Consider the following 16,009-nt stretch of genomic DNA (forward strand, 5'->3'; position numbering starts at 1 on the left):
TTTATTATTCATTTTTTGATAGCAGCTGCATATCAACCGCTGCGGTCGATATACTTTTTGAAAGCTCCCATTTCCGGACTTCAACCAGCTCTATTGCCCTGTCTCCGAAAAAGCGGACACCGGTAGAAGCTTCTGCCGGGTAGACGCGGGCGCTCATCACCTTTTCCCCGTCCTGCATAAATACTTCTACCGTGGAGTGATCGATAAAGATATGCAGATACAAAAGGCCGTTTTTCAAAGAAACGTCTGTCGTTCGTGTCCCGCCGGGGCCCCAGCCGGATTTTTCACGATCAAGCGTTATTTTTTGCTCGCGTGTATTATATACAAGCTTCGTTTTTTCCCCTGTACTTTCATTTGCGAGAAGGTCCAAACCACATTGCTCTGCCTTGAGCGGATCTATAACCACCTGAAGCTCCAGACATTTTCCTTCGACACCTTCCATCTGTCCTTCATTTTCAACGATGACGCCGCGGTGCTTCACTTCTTCACCGCGCAGGTCCGCCATTTCCGGCAGAGGACGGCTTTTCCATTGGCCTGCTGCACAGGATAAAACGCGTGGCAGGCTCATCGCACCAGCCCACAACTCTTCTTTTTCCGGCATATCACTTTCCCACATCGCAAACCATCCGATAACGATTCTGCGCCCAAAGCGGTCCAGCGTTGTCTGCGGGGCGTAAAAATCAAAACCGTGATCGAGCGGATGGAAGACGTCAAAATCAAACGTTCCCTCCTCAATATCCAGGTCACCGACGGCAAAGACCGCCTGATGCAGATTATGATACCTGTCCCCTTCCGGGAGCACGCCCTGCGGAGACATCACTAGCACGTCAAAACCGTCAAGCCGGAAAAGATCCGGACACTCCCACATGTAGCCCATATTCCCCCGGCCTGCTGCCAGTATGTTCATAAATTCCCACTCCAGAAGATTTTCCGACCGGTAGAGAAGCGCCTGGCCAATGTTGTCTTCTGTCCGGGAGCCAAGCACTGCATAATAATAATCATCTTCTCTCCAAACTTTTGGGTCCCGGAAATGATTCGGATGTGCTCCTTCTTCAGGGGCTTCTGATATAACAGGATTGTGAAAGCTCTTTTCAAACCGGAGACCATCTGTACTTGTAGCCAGACACTGAACCTGCTTTAAGTCTTCATCCGGGTCCGGGCCCGTCCACACATTACCTGTATACATTAAGACTAACTGTCCGTCCGCCTCCACGGCACTTCCCGAAAAGCAGCCATCTATATCATAGGGTTCGCTTGGCGCCAGCGCGGGCGGAAGATGCTGCCAATGAACAAGATCCGGACTTTTAACATGGCCCCAGTGCATGTTATCCCATTCCGGCGAGTAAGGATGGTACTGATAAAACAAATGATATTCGTCTTTAAACATGCTGAAGCCGTTGGGATCGTTCATCCATGATACAGGCGCTGTAATGTGAAAGGCGGGACGCCAGTACTCCTTGTTGTTTTTCTTTTGTATGGACGTAACGCCTTTCACTGCTTCGTTTATTCGCTGCTGATGATTCATGCATCGCCACCTCCTAAAGCATAAACGACAGCTTCAAACGGTCGCAGCATGATTTCCTTTGTTCCCTTTGTCCAGGCCTCTCCGTAATTATTTAATATCAGGTCCGGAGCCTGAGCTGCAAATTCACCCGGGAGCTCACAGCTTGTTTTAGTGTCGTACAGATTCACCATAATAAGCATTTTGGTATCCTCAAGAGTTCTTATATATGCCATAATCTGCGGGTGATCTGGAAGCGCAAGGTCAAATGAACCGTATACAAGCGTTTTCCATTTCTGTCGCAGCCGTATTAATGTTTGATAGTAAGTAAATACAGACGGGGATCTCTTTTTTTCCTGTTCGACGTTAATCGTAGAATAATTCGGATTAACCTTCAGCCAGGGCGTGCCTGTCGTAAAGCCGGCGCCCGGACTGCTGTCCCACTGCATCGGAGTGCGGGAGTTGTCGCGGCCGGTTTTCCAGATTGTTTTCATAATGTCTTCATGCGGCATTCCTGCCTGGCGCTCCTTATGGTAAAGGTTCCGAATGGCAATATCATTGTAATCTTCAATGGAAGGGAATTCGACGTTGGTCATACCGATCTCCTGCCCCTGATAAATGAACGGGGTTCCCTGCATGAAAAAATACATCGTGGCGAGCCCCGTAGCCGTTTCATACCAATAGTTATCCGCGTCTCCCCATGTAGATATTGAACGCGGCAGGTCATGATTCTCTAAAAACAAAGCGTTCCATCCGACACCGTCCAGCCCCTTCTGCCACTTAGCAAAAATTTCTTTCAAGGCAAAAATGTCCGGCCGGCTGTCGATGCCTTTCCCCCATAAATCAACGTGGTCAAATTGAAAAATCATATTAAATTTGCCGTTTGTCTCCCCAACCCATGCGTCCGCTTCTTCAATTGTTACTCCATTGGCTTCTCCGACGGTCATTATATCGTAATGATCGAACGTTTCTTTCTTCAGTTCCTCAAGATATGTTTGAATGCCCGGCTGGTTTAAATGCCCCTCGAAGGAAGGTGGATAGTCTTCATTATTCGGATTTGGCACGTCGGGAAGGCCGGGTTTCTTTTTAATATGGGAAATAGCATCTATGCGAAATCCATCAATTCCTTTATCGAGCCACCAGTTGACCATATCGTACAGATCACGGCGGACATCCGGGTTTTCCCAGTTCAGGTCCGGCTGCTTACGGGAGAAAATATGCAGAAAATACTCTTTGGTATGCTCGTCCCATTCCCAGGCCGACCCTTCAAAAATGGACCCCCAATTATTTGGCTCCTGACCGTTTTCCGGCTGCCGCCAGATGTAATAGTCCCGGTATTCACTCTCTTTGGAAGAACGAGACTCCACAAACCATGGATGCTCATCGGACGTATGATTAATGACCAAATCCATGATCAGGCGCATCCCCCGCTGGTGAACTTCCCCGAGCAGCCTGTCAAAATCCTGCATCGTCCCAAACTCCGGCATAATCGCCTGATAATCACTGATATCGTACCCGTTATCGTCATTAGGTGATGCATATACCGGACATACCCAGATTACACCAATGCCCAGCTCCTGGAGATAGTCGAGCTTCGAAATAATCCCTGGAATATCGCCGACGCCGTCCCCGTCTGCATCCATGAAGCTTCTCGGGTAAATTTGATAGACAACCGTTTCCTTCCACCATGCCTGCTCCATTGTTCAGATACCTCCTGTGTTCATAAAATTTCTGCGGGGCAGCACAGCTAACTATTTCACTGCGCCTTCCGATACCCCTTCGATAATTTGTTTTTGAGCTAAAAAGTAGAAAATAATAACCGGAAGCACCGCAAGCACAAGACCAGCAAGCGCTAGATGCCACTGAGTCGTATACTGGCCGAAGAAATAGAACATTTTCAGTGGGATCGTTGCATTAGCCTCGCCAAGCACCAGTGATGGAAGCAGGTAGTCGTTCCATATAAAGATGACATTCAAAATAGCCACAGTCACTGTGATCGGCTTTAACAACGGAAAGATGACTAACCAAAACATTTGAAAGCGATTCGCCCCGTCAATAATTGCTGCTTCATCCATCGATTTTGGAATGCTTTTGAGCGCCCCGTGGTATAAAAATATTGCCAGACTCGAGCTGAATCCAAGATACATGAAGATCAGTCCCGCTCCATTCATCATGTTTATCTGGCCAAAAATCGACGTGAGTGGAATCATCACGGACTGAAACGGAATAAGCATAGCAGCAACGAATACAAACAATAGTGTCGTACTCAGTCTGCTCGGATTCCGGGCGAGCGCGTAGGCGGCCATCGATGAAAATATGATGATAACAGCAATACTCACACCCGTAATCATAACAGAATTAAATAAGGATTTGAGAAAGTCTAGCTCTTGAAAGGCGGTAACGAAATTCTGCCATACAAAGGTGCCGGGCAGAGCCATCACGCTTTCAAAAATACCGTCCGGCGTTTTAAAAGCGTTGGTAAGCATCAGATAAAAAGGGATCAACCAAAGTATTCCGAGGACTATTCCTGCAATTTCGAGCGGTACCAGTCTGCGCTTTTCGGCTTTGGACATACTCATTACATTTCAACCTCCCGGCGTTTGTTGTAGTAAACCTGGGCAAGTGCGATCGCTGTCACAATGATAAAGAAAATTACTGCTTTACCCTGAGCGTAAGCCATATCATTTTCCACGAAGGCCGTCCGCACAATGTCCATGGCGAGCATCTGGGTCGAATCGAACGGACCGCCATTTGTCAGTGACAAATTTTGATCGTAAAGCTTAAATCCGGTCGAAAGCGTTAAAAACATACTGACCGTAAAGGCCGGGGCGAGCAAAGGAAACAAAATACTTTTAAAACGCTCAAAAGCTCCTGCCCCGTCAATTTTTGAAGCTTCAATCAAGTCACCGGGGATGCTCTGCAGATAAGCAATATAGATAACCATGATATAGCCGGACATCTGCCAGGCGGTAAGAATAACCAGGCCCCAGAAGCCGGTAGCAGTTGTAGACAGCCACCCCTGCATAGCTTCGATATTTAGGGCTGTGCCTACTTCACTGAACACGTTCACAAAAATAAACTGCCAGATGAAACCAAGAATCAACCCCCCGATCAGATTCGGCATAAAGAAAACGGTTCTAAGCAAATTGCTGCTTTTTAAACTTCTGGTCACGAGCAAAGCAAGACCGAGACCAAAAACATTCAGTAATATGACTGTTGCGACAGCAAATAAAAGTGTGAACCAAAAGGCGTTGCGGAATTCCCCGTCCTGAAACAGGCTGATGTAGTTTTCCAGTCCGACGAAGCTGCTGATCGACACCCCGTTCCAGTTGGTAAATGACAAGCCGAATCCGTATAAGAACGGAACGATCACCACTGCTCCGAGAGCAATCAATACCGGGGCTAAAAACAACCAATATGCTAAACTGCGATCATTCATCGTATTCCTCCTGACATTGCTTGAAATGTGCCTGATTTATATTCTTTATTGAAGAGCCGGGTTTCTCTCGCCTACTCCGTGGCCCGTTCTTCCTTCCATTCTTCCTTCGAAGCTTCTATCGCTTCGTCCCATGTATAATCGCCGCTCAAGTAACGCTGCATTTGAGAGCCGATGAAACCGTCCCATGCATTTGGGAAACTCAGCTTAATCCAGTTCAGTGTTTCATCATTTTCAATGCTTTCATTTACCTGCTGGGATAATGGATCAGAAATCTGCGATGTATCATAGCCTTCATAGGCAGGCACAAAGTTAAAGTCATTCATCACGGCATCCTTGCCGGCTTCGGAATTATTCATCCAGTCCAGAAATGCCTCTGCTTCCTGGGTGCTTTGATCATCGTTATCCTTGTTTACTGCCCAATAGTTTGGGACGCCGACCGGTATTTCTCCTTCATGCCCTTCCACCGGAATAGGCATCATGCCTATATCTTCGTTTGCAAACTCTTCATCTGCCTGAGCAAGTGACGGGTACACCCAGTTCCCCTGCTGGATAATAGCAGCATCACCCTGGGCAAAATATTCCTCCACCTGCTGGGCATAGCTCATACTGAGAACCGGCGTGATCGAATTTTCCGCCTGAAGATCAAACATCCGCTGATATTCATCTTCACGTTCAAAATCTACGGTTTCTGCCTCATATGCTTTTGTCCCACTCTCATCAAATTCGGGAGAGAGATAGGCGTTGGCCAGATCACCGCCGATAACCCATCCTTCTTTGCCCGGAAAAGCAAATACTCCGTCAATCCCCAGCTCTTCCTTCTGACTGTCCATTGTCTGCACCGCTGCTTCTAAATCTTCATATGACTGAATTTCGTCAGCATTAACTCCTGCCTCTTCAAAAATCCGCTTGTTATAAATCAATCCATAGCCTTCATAATTGAAAGGCAGCCCGTACACTTTCTCCCCTTCACTTACCTGCTCGAGGGAGCCGTCAAGAGCTGTTTCAGCTGATTCCGTGTCCGATAAATCCTTCACATACTGATCAAACTGCTGCAGCTCCCTGGGGCCCGCTACGCTAAATACATCCGGGGCATCTCCCGAAGAAAAACGCGATTTCAGCGTGCCCAGGTAGTCCGACCCTCCGCCCACGCTCGTAATTTGAATTTTCACATCCGGGTTTTCTTCTTCGTATTCCCTGGCCAGTTCTTCAAAGGCATCGTTAATTTCTACTTTCCCCGTCATGATTTCTACTTCTGTACGGTCATCATCTGCTCCAAACGATTCAAACGAGCAGCCGCCTAGTCCTAAAGCTGAAAAAGCGATTAAACAGAGGGCAGGTTTTTTCACGGTGCACACTCCCTTATGCATTCATTTTTGTAAGTGCTTTCAAATTGCATTATACGTATTTAAAAATATATGTCAAACGTTTTCATAAAAATTGTCATATTATTCTTTATTTCTACTTTTATCTTCAATAAAATCTTTACAAATAAGCATTTTTCATGGATTATTTAATCACAAAGCATAAGTTAACGTTTTCATAAAATGACCGATCCGGAAATAAGTTATAATATAAACAGGAGATTGCTTGCCAGAAGGAGAGAACGTATTTATGTCCAGTATTAAAGATGTCGCGAAACTATCAGGGGTTTCCGTAACTACTGTTTCAAGAGTCATGAACAACCGGGGCTATATTGGAAAAGAGACAAGAAGCCGGGTGGAAAAAGCTATGCAGGAGCTCGATTATCAGCCGAATCAGATCGCCCGGTCGCTGCAGCGCAGCCGTTCGGGATTAATCGGCGTGATTGTGCCGGACCTCGCACATCCATTCTTTTCTGAGCTGATTAATGAAATTGAAGCTTACGCAATTGACCGGCATTACAAAATCATCGTCTGTAATTCTCTGCACGATGCCGAAAAGGAAGCCAATTATATAAATATGCTCCGTCAGAACCGGGCGGATGGTATTATTGTTTGCAGTCATACATTGTCTACCGAAAAATATGAACATGAAGAAATGCCGGTCATCTCCTTTGACCGCGTGATTTCCCCTTCTATTCCTTACGTCGCCAGTGATAACTATCAAGGCGGAGAGATTGCCACCAGACACCTCATTGAGAGCGGGTGCAAAAAAATCCTTCATATTTCGGGGCCGCTTGAATACGACTTGCTAGCCAACCGCCGCAAGGACGCCTTTGAATTAACGGCTATGAAAGCAGGCGTTGCTTATATGAGTATCGAAGGTGCCTATATTGAAGCGACCTTTGAAGATAATTATAAATTTATTAAAGAACAGATCAGTACTATTCTTAAAAATTATGACGGCATCTTCTGCAGTAACGATCTGCTGGCGTACGCGTTATATGTTTATGCCTCAAGACATCATATTCATGTACCTGATGAACTTAAAATTATCGGCTATGACAATCACAGCTTTACCCGTATGCTGCAGACACCCAGGCTAACAACCATTCAGCAGCCACTCGATAGATTGGGAGAAGCGCTTGCTTTTTCCTTAATCAATAATATTGAACGACAGGAAGATGAGAAACATAATCAAAACATTGTCCTCGACGTGCAGTTGATTAAAGGTGATACTACCTGAAAAATAATAAAACAACTTCCCTCTTGAAAAAGGCGGAAGTTGTTTTATTTGTCCTGCTTATACAGGAAAACGTGGACAGAAAGAAATTCAACTGATATGATAAATATTGATTGATAATGATTATCACTACTGAATGATTTTTTAATGTTGAAAGAGGATATAACATGCGTCAACAAACGGAACCCTCCAGCTATAAAGAAGATATTACTTCACGTCCTGTAACAGCTGTACTAATGTTTATTGTCGGCCTTCCTATACTTGGATTTATTTTTTTGCTTTCAATTTCTGTCGGTGCTGCAGACGTGGAAATTGGTACTGTTTGGAACGCATTGTTTCACTACGACGCTTCCCTAAATGATCACGTCGTGATCCGCGAGCTTCGTCTTCCAAGGGCTATCGCAGATATTATTGTCGGCGCCTGCTTCGCCGTAGCCGGAGCCATTATGCAGGGAATGACAAGAAATCCACTGGCCGAATCCGGGATTCTCGGTATCAACGCAGGTTCAATTTTTATGGTGGCGATCTGTTTTGCATTTCTGCCGGGCCTTTCTTATAACCTGTTGATCGTTTTTTCTTTTTTAGGCGCGGCGATCAGCATGGGGCTGATTTTTGGCATTGCTTCGCTTTCACGCATCGGCCTGACGCCTCTTCGCATGGTGCTTGCCGGGGCGGCGATTAACGCTCTGTTCACTGCGTTAAGTGAAGGCATCGCCATTCACTTTGATCTCAGCCAGGATATTGCTTTCTGGTATGCCGGCGGATTGTCCGGCGTCCGGTGGGAACAGCTGCTGCCAGCACTCCCGTGGATGGGGGGAGCGCTTGTATTTGCAGTCGCCCTATCGAGGTCTGTCACTATTTTAAGCCTTGGGGATGATATCGCTTCGGGTCTTGGGCAGCGTGTCGGGCTGATCAAATTACTCTGTACACTTGCCGTTTTGTTTCTCGCCGGCATTGCCGTGTCCATTGCTGGCCCTATCGGATTTGTCGGTCTCGTTATACCTCACGTCGTCCGGTTTTTCGTAGGAGTCGACTACCGGGCTATCATTCCGTGCTCTATCTTGGTGGGCGGGATTTTTATGTCACTTGCTGATATCGGTGCCCGGATTATTAATCCGCCGTACGAAACCCCTCTCGGCTCTTTATTCGCGCTTATCGGTGTGCCGTTCTTTTTATATATAGCGCGCCGCGAGAGGAGGGAGCTTTAAATGCATTCTATATTTTCCGGTGAATGGGAACGAAAGCGCCGCAGACGACGCATTTTCGTATTCAGCTCCCTTGCCGTTCTAATATTTATCGTGCTGCTGTTCAGCATGAATTCCGGGGTTACCCCGCTGGGTCCGTTCGAGGTGTTAAAGACGCTCTTTGGGCTTGGAGACAGTAATCAGAATCTTGTCCTATTTCAGTTCCGTCTGCCCCGGATCGTGCTCGCTCTTCTTGTCGGAGCGGCTCTTGCCGTTTCAGGATGCGTACTGCAGGGAATCTCCCGTAACAGCCTGGCCGATCCGGGGATTCTCGGTATTACTACTGGAGCCGGTTTGTTTGTAGTTTTATATATTTCGTTTTTCAGTTCGATTGATGCTGCTTCTCCGTATTTACTTCCGGTATTCGCGCTTTTTGGCGGCCTGCTCGCTGCAGCATTAATTTATATCCTGGCCTACGACCGGCAGCTCGGACTCGTGCCGATGAGAATGATACTGACCGGCATTGCAGTAGCTGCCGGGTTGAATGCACTGATGACCGTTCTTATGCTGCGTCTGCAGCCGGAGCAGTTTGACTTTGTCGCTATATGGCTGGCTGGAAGAATTTACGGGTCCACCTGGCCTTATGTATATTCATTTCTTCCCTGGTTTATTATATTATCGATTTTCATTTATTACCGGTGGCGCGCTCTTGATACTCTTACGTTCGGCGAACAGATGGCAAAGGGGCTCGGCCTTCGGGTGGAAAAAGAACGCCTTATGCTCACCTTCGCTTCGGTAGCTCTTGCAGCATCGGCTGTTTCTGTCAGCGGCGGGATTGGCTTTGTCGGACTGATTGCTCCTCATATAGCACGGAGGCTGATCGGTCCCAATCATGCGCTTGCCCTCCCTGCCTCGGCGCTTCTCGGTGGACTTCTGCTTTTGTTTGCGGACACACTCGGCCGTACTATCATTCAACCGTCGGAAATTCATGCGGGAATTGTCGTTGCCGTTATTGGCGCTCCTTATTTCCTATACCTGCTTGCCAGAAGCAATGTCTAACTTTATCACCCTGAAAGGATGTTTATGCGATGATCGAAACAGATCAACTCCATATTGGTTATGATCAGCAGACAATCGTAAACGATTTAAATATTGAGATTCCTTCTGGTAAAATTACCGCGCTCGTCGGCGCAAATGGTTCCGGAAAGTCTACCATTCTTAAGGCACTGTCCAGGCTGATGAAGCCTTCGAAGGGCGTCGTTTACTTAAACGGCAGCTCCATTCACAGCCAAAAAACAAAAGAACTCGCCAAACAGATGGCCATTCTTCCTCAAAACCCTGAAGCGCCGCAGGGCTTAACGGTTACGGAGCTTGTAACGTACGGGCGGGCCCCCCATCAGCGCGGCTTTGGTTCCTTAAAAGCCCATGATAAAGAAATGATCGGCTGGGCAATTGAAATCACCGGCATGCGTGAATTCGCCAACCGCCCAATTGATCATTTATCCGGCGGGCAGCGCCAGCGGGCATGGATTGCCATGGCTCTGGCACAGGAAACCGAAACCCTGTTCCTGGATGAGCCTACCACCTTTCTTGATATGGCCCATCAGATGGAAGTGCTGAACATTCTTGAAAAACTAAATGTACAGGAGCACCGGACAATCGTAATGGTCGTGCATGATTTGAATCATGCCAGCCGCTACGCCCACCATATTGTCGCCATCAAACACGGCAATGTTGTAAAGACCGGCACGCCTCACGAAGTGATGGAAGCAGGAATTATCGAAAAAGTGTTTGGTATTAAAAGCGACATTATTAAAGATCCCCGTTCTGGAATGCCGCTCTGTCTTCCTTATAATTTATGCGAGGACCAGGCAGCTTCCCCAATATTTGGATCCTAAAAAGAGAGCCGTGCATTATTATGCCGGCTCTCTTTTGCTACAACCATTTTCTTAAATGCCACTCATCCCGGATTGTTATTCCGTTTACACCAACAAGCGGAATGGAGGGCTTATCCTCCCGGGCTCTCCTCGCAGCATCAACATGTACACTCGCCAGCTGAAATCCCCGGCGCCGGTAAAAACGAAGTGCGTATTCATTCTCATTTGTAATAACGACCCGCAGGTCTTCCACTCCCGCCTTTTTTAAATACTCTTCTGTATGCATAAGCAGGTGGCTCGCATGTCCCTGTTTCTCAATTATGCTGTCTAGAGACACAATTAAACCGATGCTGCCTTCGTATGTATAAGTAATCGCTGCGACAAGTACACCCTCCTCCTGGACACAGAATCCTTCAAGCTCCGGCAGTACATACGTTTGATTATTAACATGCATCTCATTTGTTTCCCAGCAGGTGGTAAAAAAATCCTTTTTCTTCTGCCAGTCAATTTCCTTCATTGGTTGAATGTTCACAGCGTTTCCCCCTTTTCCCAGTTGCTGGTCAATGTCCATTCCAGCCGTTTGATCCATCGGCGCTGAATAGCTTCCGGAGAACGTTTTACCCGGCCAAGCGCCCGGTAAATCACAGCAAGACTGTAGGCTTTAATATTGTCTTCTGTAATATTCATTGTACGAATACTTACGTACGTCTCTAAAAATGCACGCCGGAGTTCGCTGTATCTTTCAGGGGCATGGAATGCTGCGTTCCATAATGCCCAGCTGATGTCTATCATCGGATCGTTCCATCCGGCCCACTCCCAATCGATCAGGACTGCTCTATGGTTTTCGTTCAGAATCATATTATGCGGCCCCGCATCTCCGTGAACAAACGTAATTTCCCCAGGTGTCCGTGCCTCCCAGGCTTCTACAGCCCGCTGATGCATGCTCCGTGGAGGGAGCGTATCTATACCCAGCTGCAAGGGCTCTGCATTCCGGTCATACTCCCGGACCTTCCCAGAACGGCTGTGCACCTCAGAAGCAAGCACGGCAGCAAGCTTTTTATAGGCCTCAAGCCAGAAGGAAGAGTGAGGCGGAAGTTTAGAGACATTTTCCCCGCGGTGATAGCTTTGCATAAATGAAAAATAGCCCTCTGATTCCAGACAGCCCGCTGGAGCCGGGAGAAAGGATCCGCCCCGCAGCTGTTCGAGCACTTCATACTCCCTGCGCAGATAGCCGCCGCGTCCTTTCTCAATTTTCAATACAAGCTGTCCCGACGTCTGGGTAACCAAAAAGGTGTGGTGGCTGAACCCTCCCGTCAGACGCTCGCTCGCGAACGGGCCAATGATTTTTTCCCATTCCTTTTTTACATCTATCAGCATGTGTCATCTTCCATTCTGTGTGTTCTGCTTTTTTCTTTCCCGTTCAGCCCTTTCCGGAACCTGTTTTTTTGCCCGCAGGGCAAAAAAAGACCCGGGACACTTCCCGGGTACCGGTTGTTTAACTTCCTACAAGCTTTAATGCTTCTTCGCCCTTAATACTGACGCTTACTTTCCCGTCACTTTTTAATACCCTGGTAATGTTTGCTTTGCCAATCCGTGCGCTGTTTCGCTCCGTATAAAAAATCATGCTGCGTACATCACAGTTCTCATACATTTCTTCAAACAGCTCGATATGATGAGGGTTTTCCAGCTCTACATACCACACTTCTGCCGGCTCGTAATCATATACAGTTAAAAGTCCTTTATCGAACGTCAATGGTGTTTGTGCGTGTTCAAACTTTAGCCTCGTTAAGCGATACTCTTTCATCGGTAACGCCCCCCTTAATGAGTTCCAAAGACTTCCATTCCGGGCTCTGTGTTTTATTGTTTTTATACTTTTCCCTATTTTCACACATTTTAAAAGTAATTTAAAGCGCTTACATGTTTTTCAGCTCTTTAGTGTGCGCAGAGTAACTCTTACAGGCGTTCGTTCAGCCCACACCGGTATTATTGCTATTATTTGCTTTCCACTAGCTGCAGTTCTCCATTTCCTTTAAAGCTCACACTCACTCCCGAGCTGCTTTCTGTTACCCTTGTTACTTTAGCGAAGCCGATTCTTGCGCTGTGGCCCTCAGTAAAAAACATCACTTCTTCTTCTGTGTCTTTTTTCTTCCATTCATGTAATAATTCCACCTCTGAAGGCTGTTCAATTTCGGCATACCATATACTGGCTTTGTCGTCATAAATGGTCAGCGACCCCCGTGAAATATTGATCGTTTCAGCTGAATGTTCGAGCTTTATTTTTGTGAGACGGAATTCCTGCATGAGGATAGACCCCTTTCTGCGGTTATTTGCAACATTGTTTCATTTCGTCGTATACAATGACGGTATACAGGGTATGTGACATTAGTCTGTTTATTTTTTGAAAGCAGCTTATTTTACTTTTTTACATAGGCTTGCGATAGTTTTCGCTTTTTCTCCATGATATGCTGTATCTTTCAGCATTTCCGACACTAAAATTAACAGTTGACGCAGGTGATAATGATGAATCAGCACTTTGAATGGGTGAATATTGCCAAAGGACTAGGCATTATTCTCGTTGTCCTCGGCCACGCTCCCATTGACGATATTTTACGCCAGTATATTTTTGCTTTCCACATGCCTTTGTTCTTTCTTTTATCCGGGGTTACATTTAAAGGTGGCTATACTGATCTCCGCCCGGTCGATTTCGCCAGAAAAAAAGGCCGTTCACTGCTTATCCCTTATTTTACCTTCTCCATCATTACATATACATTCTGGGTTTTTCTCGAGCGTCCCTTTCTAGGGAAAGACGATGTTGATGCTGTTATTCCCGCTCTCGGCATTTTTTACTCTGCCGGTGACAACTATCTGCTAGCCTACAACCCAGCTATATGGTTTTTAACCTGTCTGTTTTTAGTTGAAGTCGGCTTTTATCTGCTGCTCAAATATGTGCCATTGGACAGTGTCCGCATTGCCAGTATTGTTGCTGTCGCAACAGCGGGTTACTTCTCGACCCGCTGGTTTGACTCTATGCTTCCGTGGAGTATCCAGGTAGCTACCGTTGCCATACTGTTTTTCGGGCTTGGTTATTTGTTAAAGGCCCGGACAAAAATATTTGAATACTCCTTCGGCTGGGTGGCAGCGGCCGCAGCACTCAGCTTGATTTATCCGTTCATTCAATTTATCAATCGTATTGACATGCGTTCCGGGGAATATGAATCTATCCCTATCTTTATCTCTACTTCTCTTCTCGGCACTGCAGGTATTTTGTTTTTAAGCTTTCGCCTGGCAGGAACAAGTCGCATTCTCAGTTACTTGGGACAGAACTCACTGATTATTTTCGCTTTACATTTTATGATTTTTGCCATCATCCGTATAACGCTTCAATACGGCTTCGGTATTGAAGGCAACCCAATGCCTATTACTTCTTTGTGGGGGATTATGTTTACTGTAGTTACGCTTATCATCAGCGTACCGTTCGTATATTTAATCAAAAATAAAGCTCCGTTTCTTATAGGTAAATAACCTCCCGGCCTCCTTCTGGACCGAAAGCTGTCAACAACCAACTACCTGTGTTAAGATAATACGTATTGATTCTCACGGAGCAACTTTAAGGAAGGTCGGTGCATGAAAAGACAAACACCAAAGAGAAAATTACAATACTGGATTTTGAGCCTTTTGGGTCTTTTCGCTGCAGGATTTTCTGCGTTTATTCTTTACACAAGCTGGCACGAGGACCGCTCGGTAATGTCCGTAGTGACAAACCTTGCTGACAGCTCAAATGGCAAAGACGGCTCTTACCCGGACAGGCCGGAGTACCAGCTTCCTGAAGAAACTGAGGCCCGTTATGATTACGAGAAAATGACATTAAACGGCATGGACAATTATGTACTCGAAAACGAACAGACCGCAGAAAAGAAAATCATTTATCTGCATGGCGGCGGCTACGTCAGTCAGCCAAACCCCCGCCATTTTCAGTGGCTGGCGGGAGTGCAGGATCAGACTGACAGCACGGTAATGCTCCCTGTTTATCCGAAAGCCCCGCAGCATAAATATGAAGAGAACTTCGAAAAACTGGTGCCTCTCTATATGCAGACACTTGAGAACACAGAAGCTGAAAATATTGTCATCATGGGGGACTCTGCCGGAGGCGGACTGGCTCTCGCACTTTCCCAGGAGCTAAACCGTCAGGGCATCGAACAGCCGGGAGATATTATCATGCTTTCTCCGTGGCTTGACGTCAGCATGACAAACCCCGGTATCCAGGATTTAACTTCGGTAGATCCTTTTCTTGATCTGGAATGGCTGCTGAATGCCGGAGCCTCCTATGCCGGAGATGCTGATTTGAAAAATCCAATGGTTAGTCCGATTTATGGAGAGATGACCGGCCTTGGAGATATGACTTTAATTGTTGGCACCCATGAATTGTTTCTTGCGGATGCCCGGAAGTTTTCTGAGATTACCGACGAGAAAAATATTCCCATCAACTACTATGAGTATCCGGAAATGCCTCATGTGTTTCAGCTCCAGGACACCGAGGAAGGCCGCCGGGCCACACAGCAGATAGTTAACATCATTAACGACGATGCAGATGATACCTCCACCACAGATTAAGGTGGAGGTATTTTTGCGATTAATGAGGAATTTCTTCAATAAAAAAACGCACTCCGGGAGGTGCGTCTGCTTTAAAAATCTAGTTCTTCCTTATCACGGAAAAACTTTCCGTTCGGACCGTCTTCTTCAAGCTGGGCAAGCCACAAAATACCTTCCATTGCTTCAGCCGGCTTTCGCTTAGCTTTTTCTCCGCCCAAATCAGTTTGTACCCATCCCGGGCTGACCGAATTCACTTTTACATCTTTTTTCCGCACCGCTCCGGCGAACAACCGTGTCAGAGCATTTAATCCATATTTAGAGGATTTATACGCGCCACCCATCGGGGCATCCATAGTGCCGGAAACTCCGATTTCAGCAGCTATATTTACGATACGTCCATAGCCTGCTTCGAGCATGGAGGGCATAAAGCTCCTCATCGTAAAAAACGGTCCGAAATAATTTGTTAATTGAATGTCTTCGAACGTCTCTGGTTCAATATCAACGATAGACTGCTTTTGATCCGGAAAAATTCCGGCGTTATTTACAAGCACATCGAGTTTTCCGTCTTCGTCCAGAATGTGTTTTTTCACTGCCTCCACCATATCGGGGCGACCGACATCGAGTGCAATAAACTGCACGTCGAGTTCTTCGTCCTGTAATGCTTTTGCTGCTTCCCTGCCCGCATTCCCATCTCTTGCTCCAAGCCATACTTTGAAGCCGCTTTGAGCTAACTGCCGGCAGGCTTCCAGTCCAATACCGCGATTCCCGCCAGTCACCAAGGCGTTCTTTTTCATTATATACTCCTCCTCCCAGTCTA

General features: G+C 46.6%; 16 protein-coding genes. 6 read left to right on the top strand and 10 right to left on the bottom strand.

Annotated elements, in window-relative coordinates:
* Positions 1–4: 4 nt before the first annotated feature.
* From Q9M42_RS08810 to Q9M42_RS08830, 5 genes are all read right to left on the bottom strand, one after another.
* Positions 5–1,525 carry a glycoside hydrolase family 32 protein gene (locus Q9M42_RS08810; RefSeq protein ID WP_322526114.1) on the bottom strand — a complete coding sequence of 507 codons (1,521 nt, stop codon included), beginning with the start codon at positions 1,523–1,525 and terminating at the stop codon, positions 5–7.
* Positions 1,522–3,201: a glycoside hydrolase family 13 protein gene (locus tag Q9M42_RS08815; RefSeq protein WP_322526115.1), complete on the bottom strand. Its 1,680-nt coding sequence runs from the start codon at positions 3,199–3,201 to the stop codon at positions 1,522–1,524. Before Q9M42_RS08815 ends, Q9M42_RS08810 begins: the two co-directional genes overlap by 4 nt.
* Positions 3,202–3,252: 51 nt before the next feature.
* Positions 3,253–4,074 (bottom strand): carbohydrate ABC transporter permease, encoded by an 822-nt coding sequence (locus Q9M42_RS08820; protein ID WP_322526187.1) that lies wholly within the window; start codon positions 4,072–4,074, stop codon positions 3,253–3,255.
* Between the two features lie 5 nt (positions 4,075–4,079).
* Complete coding sequence (locus Q9M42_RS08825; RefSeq protein ID WP_091615781.1) at positions 4,080–4,940, bottom strand: carbohydrate ABC transporter permease; 861 nt, start codon at positions 4,938–4,940, stop codon at positions 4,080–4,082.
* 71 nt (positions 4,941–5,011) lie between these two features.
* Entirely contained in the window at positions 5,012–6,286 is a 1,275-nt protein-coding gene (locus tag Q9M42_RS08830) for an ABC transporter substrate-binding protein (protein ID WP_322526116.1), read from the bottom strand.
* Between the two features lie 265 nt (positions 6,287–6,551).
* On the opposite strand from Q9M42_RS08830, the gene Q9M42_RS08835 reads away from it, so the two are divergent.
* The 4 genes from Q9M42_RS08835 (at position 6,552) to Q9M42_RS08850 (ending at position 10,623) form a co-directional block, all read left to right on the top strand.
* Complete coding sequence (locus Q9M42_RS08835; protein ID WP_322526117.1) at positions 6,552–7,544, top strand: LacI family DNA-binding transcriptional regulator; 993 nt, start codon at positions 6,552–6,554, stop codon at positions 7,542–7,544.
* Between the two features lie 164 nt (positions 7,545–7,708).
* A complete protein-coding gene (locus Q9M42_RS08840; RefSeq protein ID WP_440972318.1) occupies positions 7,709–8,749 on the top strand; it encodes a FecCD family ABC transporter permease in 1,041 nt (346 codons plus the stop codon).
* Positions 8,750–9,784 carry a FecCD family ABC transporter permease gene (locus Q9M42_RS08845; RefSeq protein WP_322526118.1) on the top strand — a complete coding sequence of 345 codons (1,035 nt, stop codon included), beginning with the start codon at positions 8,750–8,752 and terminating at the stop codon, positions 9,782–9,784.
* A 29-nt stretch (positions 9,785–9,813) separates the two neighbouring features.
* Entirely contained in the window at positions 9,814–10,623 is an 810-nt protein-coding gene (locus Q9M42_RS08850) for an ABC transporter ATP-binding protein (RefSeq protein WP_322526119.1), read from the top strand.
* A 37-nt stretch (positions 10,624–10,660) separates the two neighbouring features.
* Here the strand turns inward: Q9M42_RS08850 and Q9M42_RS08855 are convergent, their stop codons facing one another.
* The 4 genes from Q9M42_RS08855 to Q9M42_RS08870 form a co-directional block, all read right to left on the bottom strand.
* Entirely contained in the window at positions 10,661–11,134 is a 474-nt protein-coding gene (locus Q9M42_RS08855; protein WP_322526120.1) for a GNAT family N-acetyltransferase, read from the bottom strand.
* Entirely contained in the window at positions 11,131–11,979 is an 849-nt protein-coding gene (locus tag Q9M42_RS08860; protein ID WP_322526121.1) for a phosphotransferase family protein, read from the bottom strand. The genes Q9M42_RS08855 and Q9M42_RS08860 overlap by 4 nt, the downstream gene beginning before the upstream one ends.
* A 118-nt stretch (positions 11,980–12,097) precedes the next feature.
* Positions 12,098–12,406: a hypothetical protein gene (locus Q9M42_RS08865; RefSeq protein WP_322526122.1), complete on the bottom strand. Its 309-nt coding sequence runs from the start codon at positions 12,404–12,406 to the stop codon at positions 12,098–12,100.
* 188 nt (positions 12,407–12,594) lie between these two features.
* The gene (locus tag Q9M42_RS08870; protein WP_322526123.1) at positions 12,595–12,903 is read right to left on the bottom strand and encodes a hypothetical protein; all 309 of its coding nucleotides are present in this window, start codon (positions 12,901–12,903) and stop codon (positions 12,595–12,597) included.
* Positions 12,904–13,119: 216 nt separating this feature from the next.
* Between Q9M42_RS08870 and Q9M42_RS08875 the strand changes: the two genes are divergently transcribed.
* A complete protein-coding gene (locus Q9M42_RS08875; RefSeq protein ID WP_322526124.1) occupies positions 13,120–14,124 on the top strand; it encodes an acyltransferase family protein in 1,005 nt (334 codons plus the stop codon).
* A gap of 102 nt (positions 14,125–14,226) precedes the next feature.
* Positions 14,227–15,213: an alpha/beta hydrolase gene (locus Q9M42_RS08880; protein WP_322526125.1), complete on the top strand. Its 987-nt coding sequence runs from the start codon at positions 14,227–14,229 to the stop codon at positions 15,211–15,213.
* A gap of 71 nt (positions 15,214–15,284) precedes the next feature.
* On the opposite strand, the gene Q9M42_RS08885 is transcribed toward Q9M42_RS08880, so the two are convergent.
* Positions 15,285–15,986, bottom strand: coding sequence for an SDR family NAD(P)-dependent oxidoreductase (locus Q9M42_RS08885; RefSeq protein WP_322526127.1), 702 nt, complete (start codon positions 15,984–15,986; stop codon positions 15,285–15,287).
* Positions 15,987–16,009 lie beyond the last annotated feature (23 nt).

Source organism: Marinococcus luteus (assembly GCF_034497705.1).
GTDB lineage: Bacteria > Bacillota > Bacilli > Bacillales > Marinococcaceae > Marinococcus > Marinococcus luteus_A.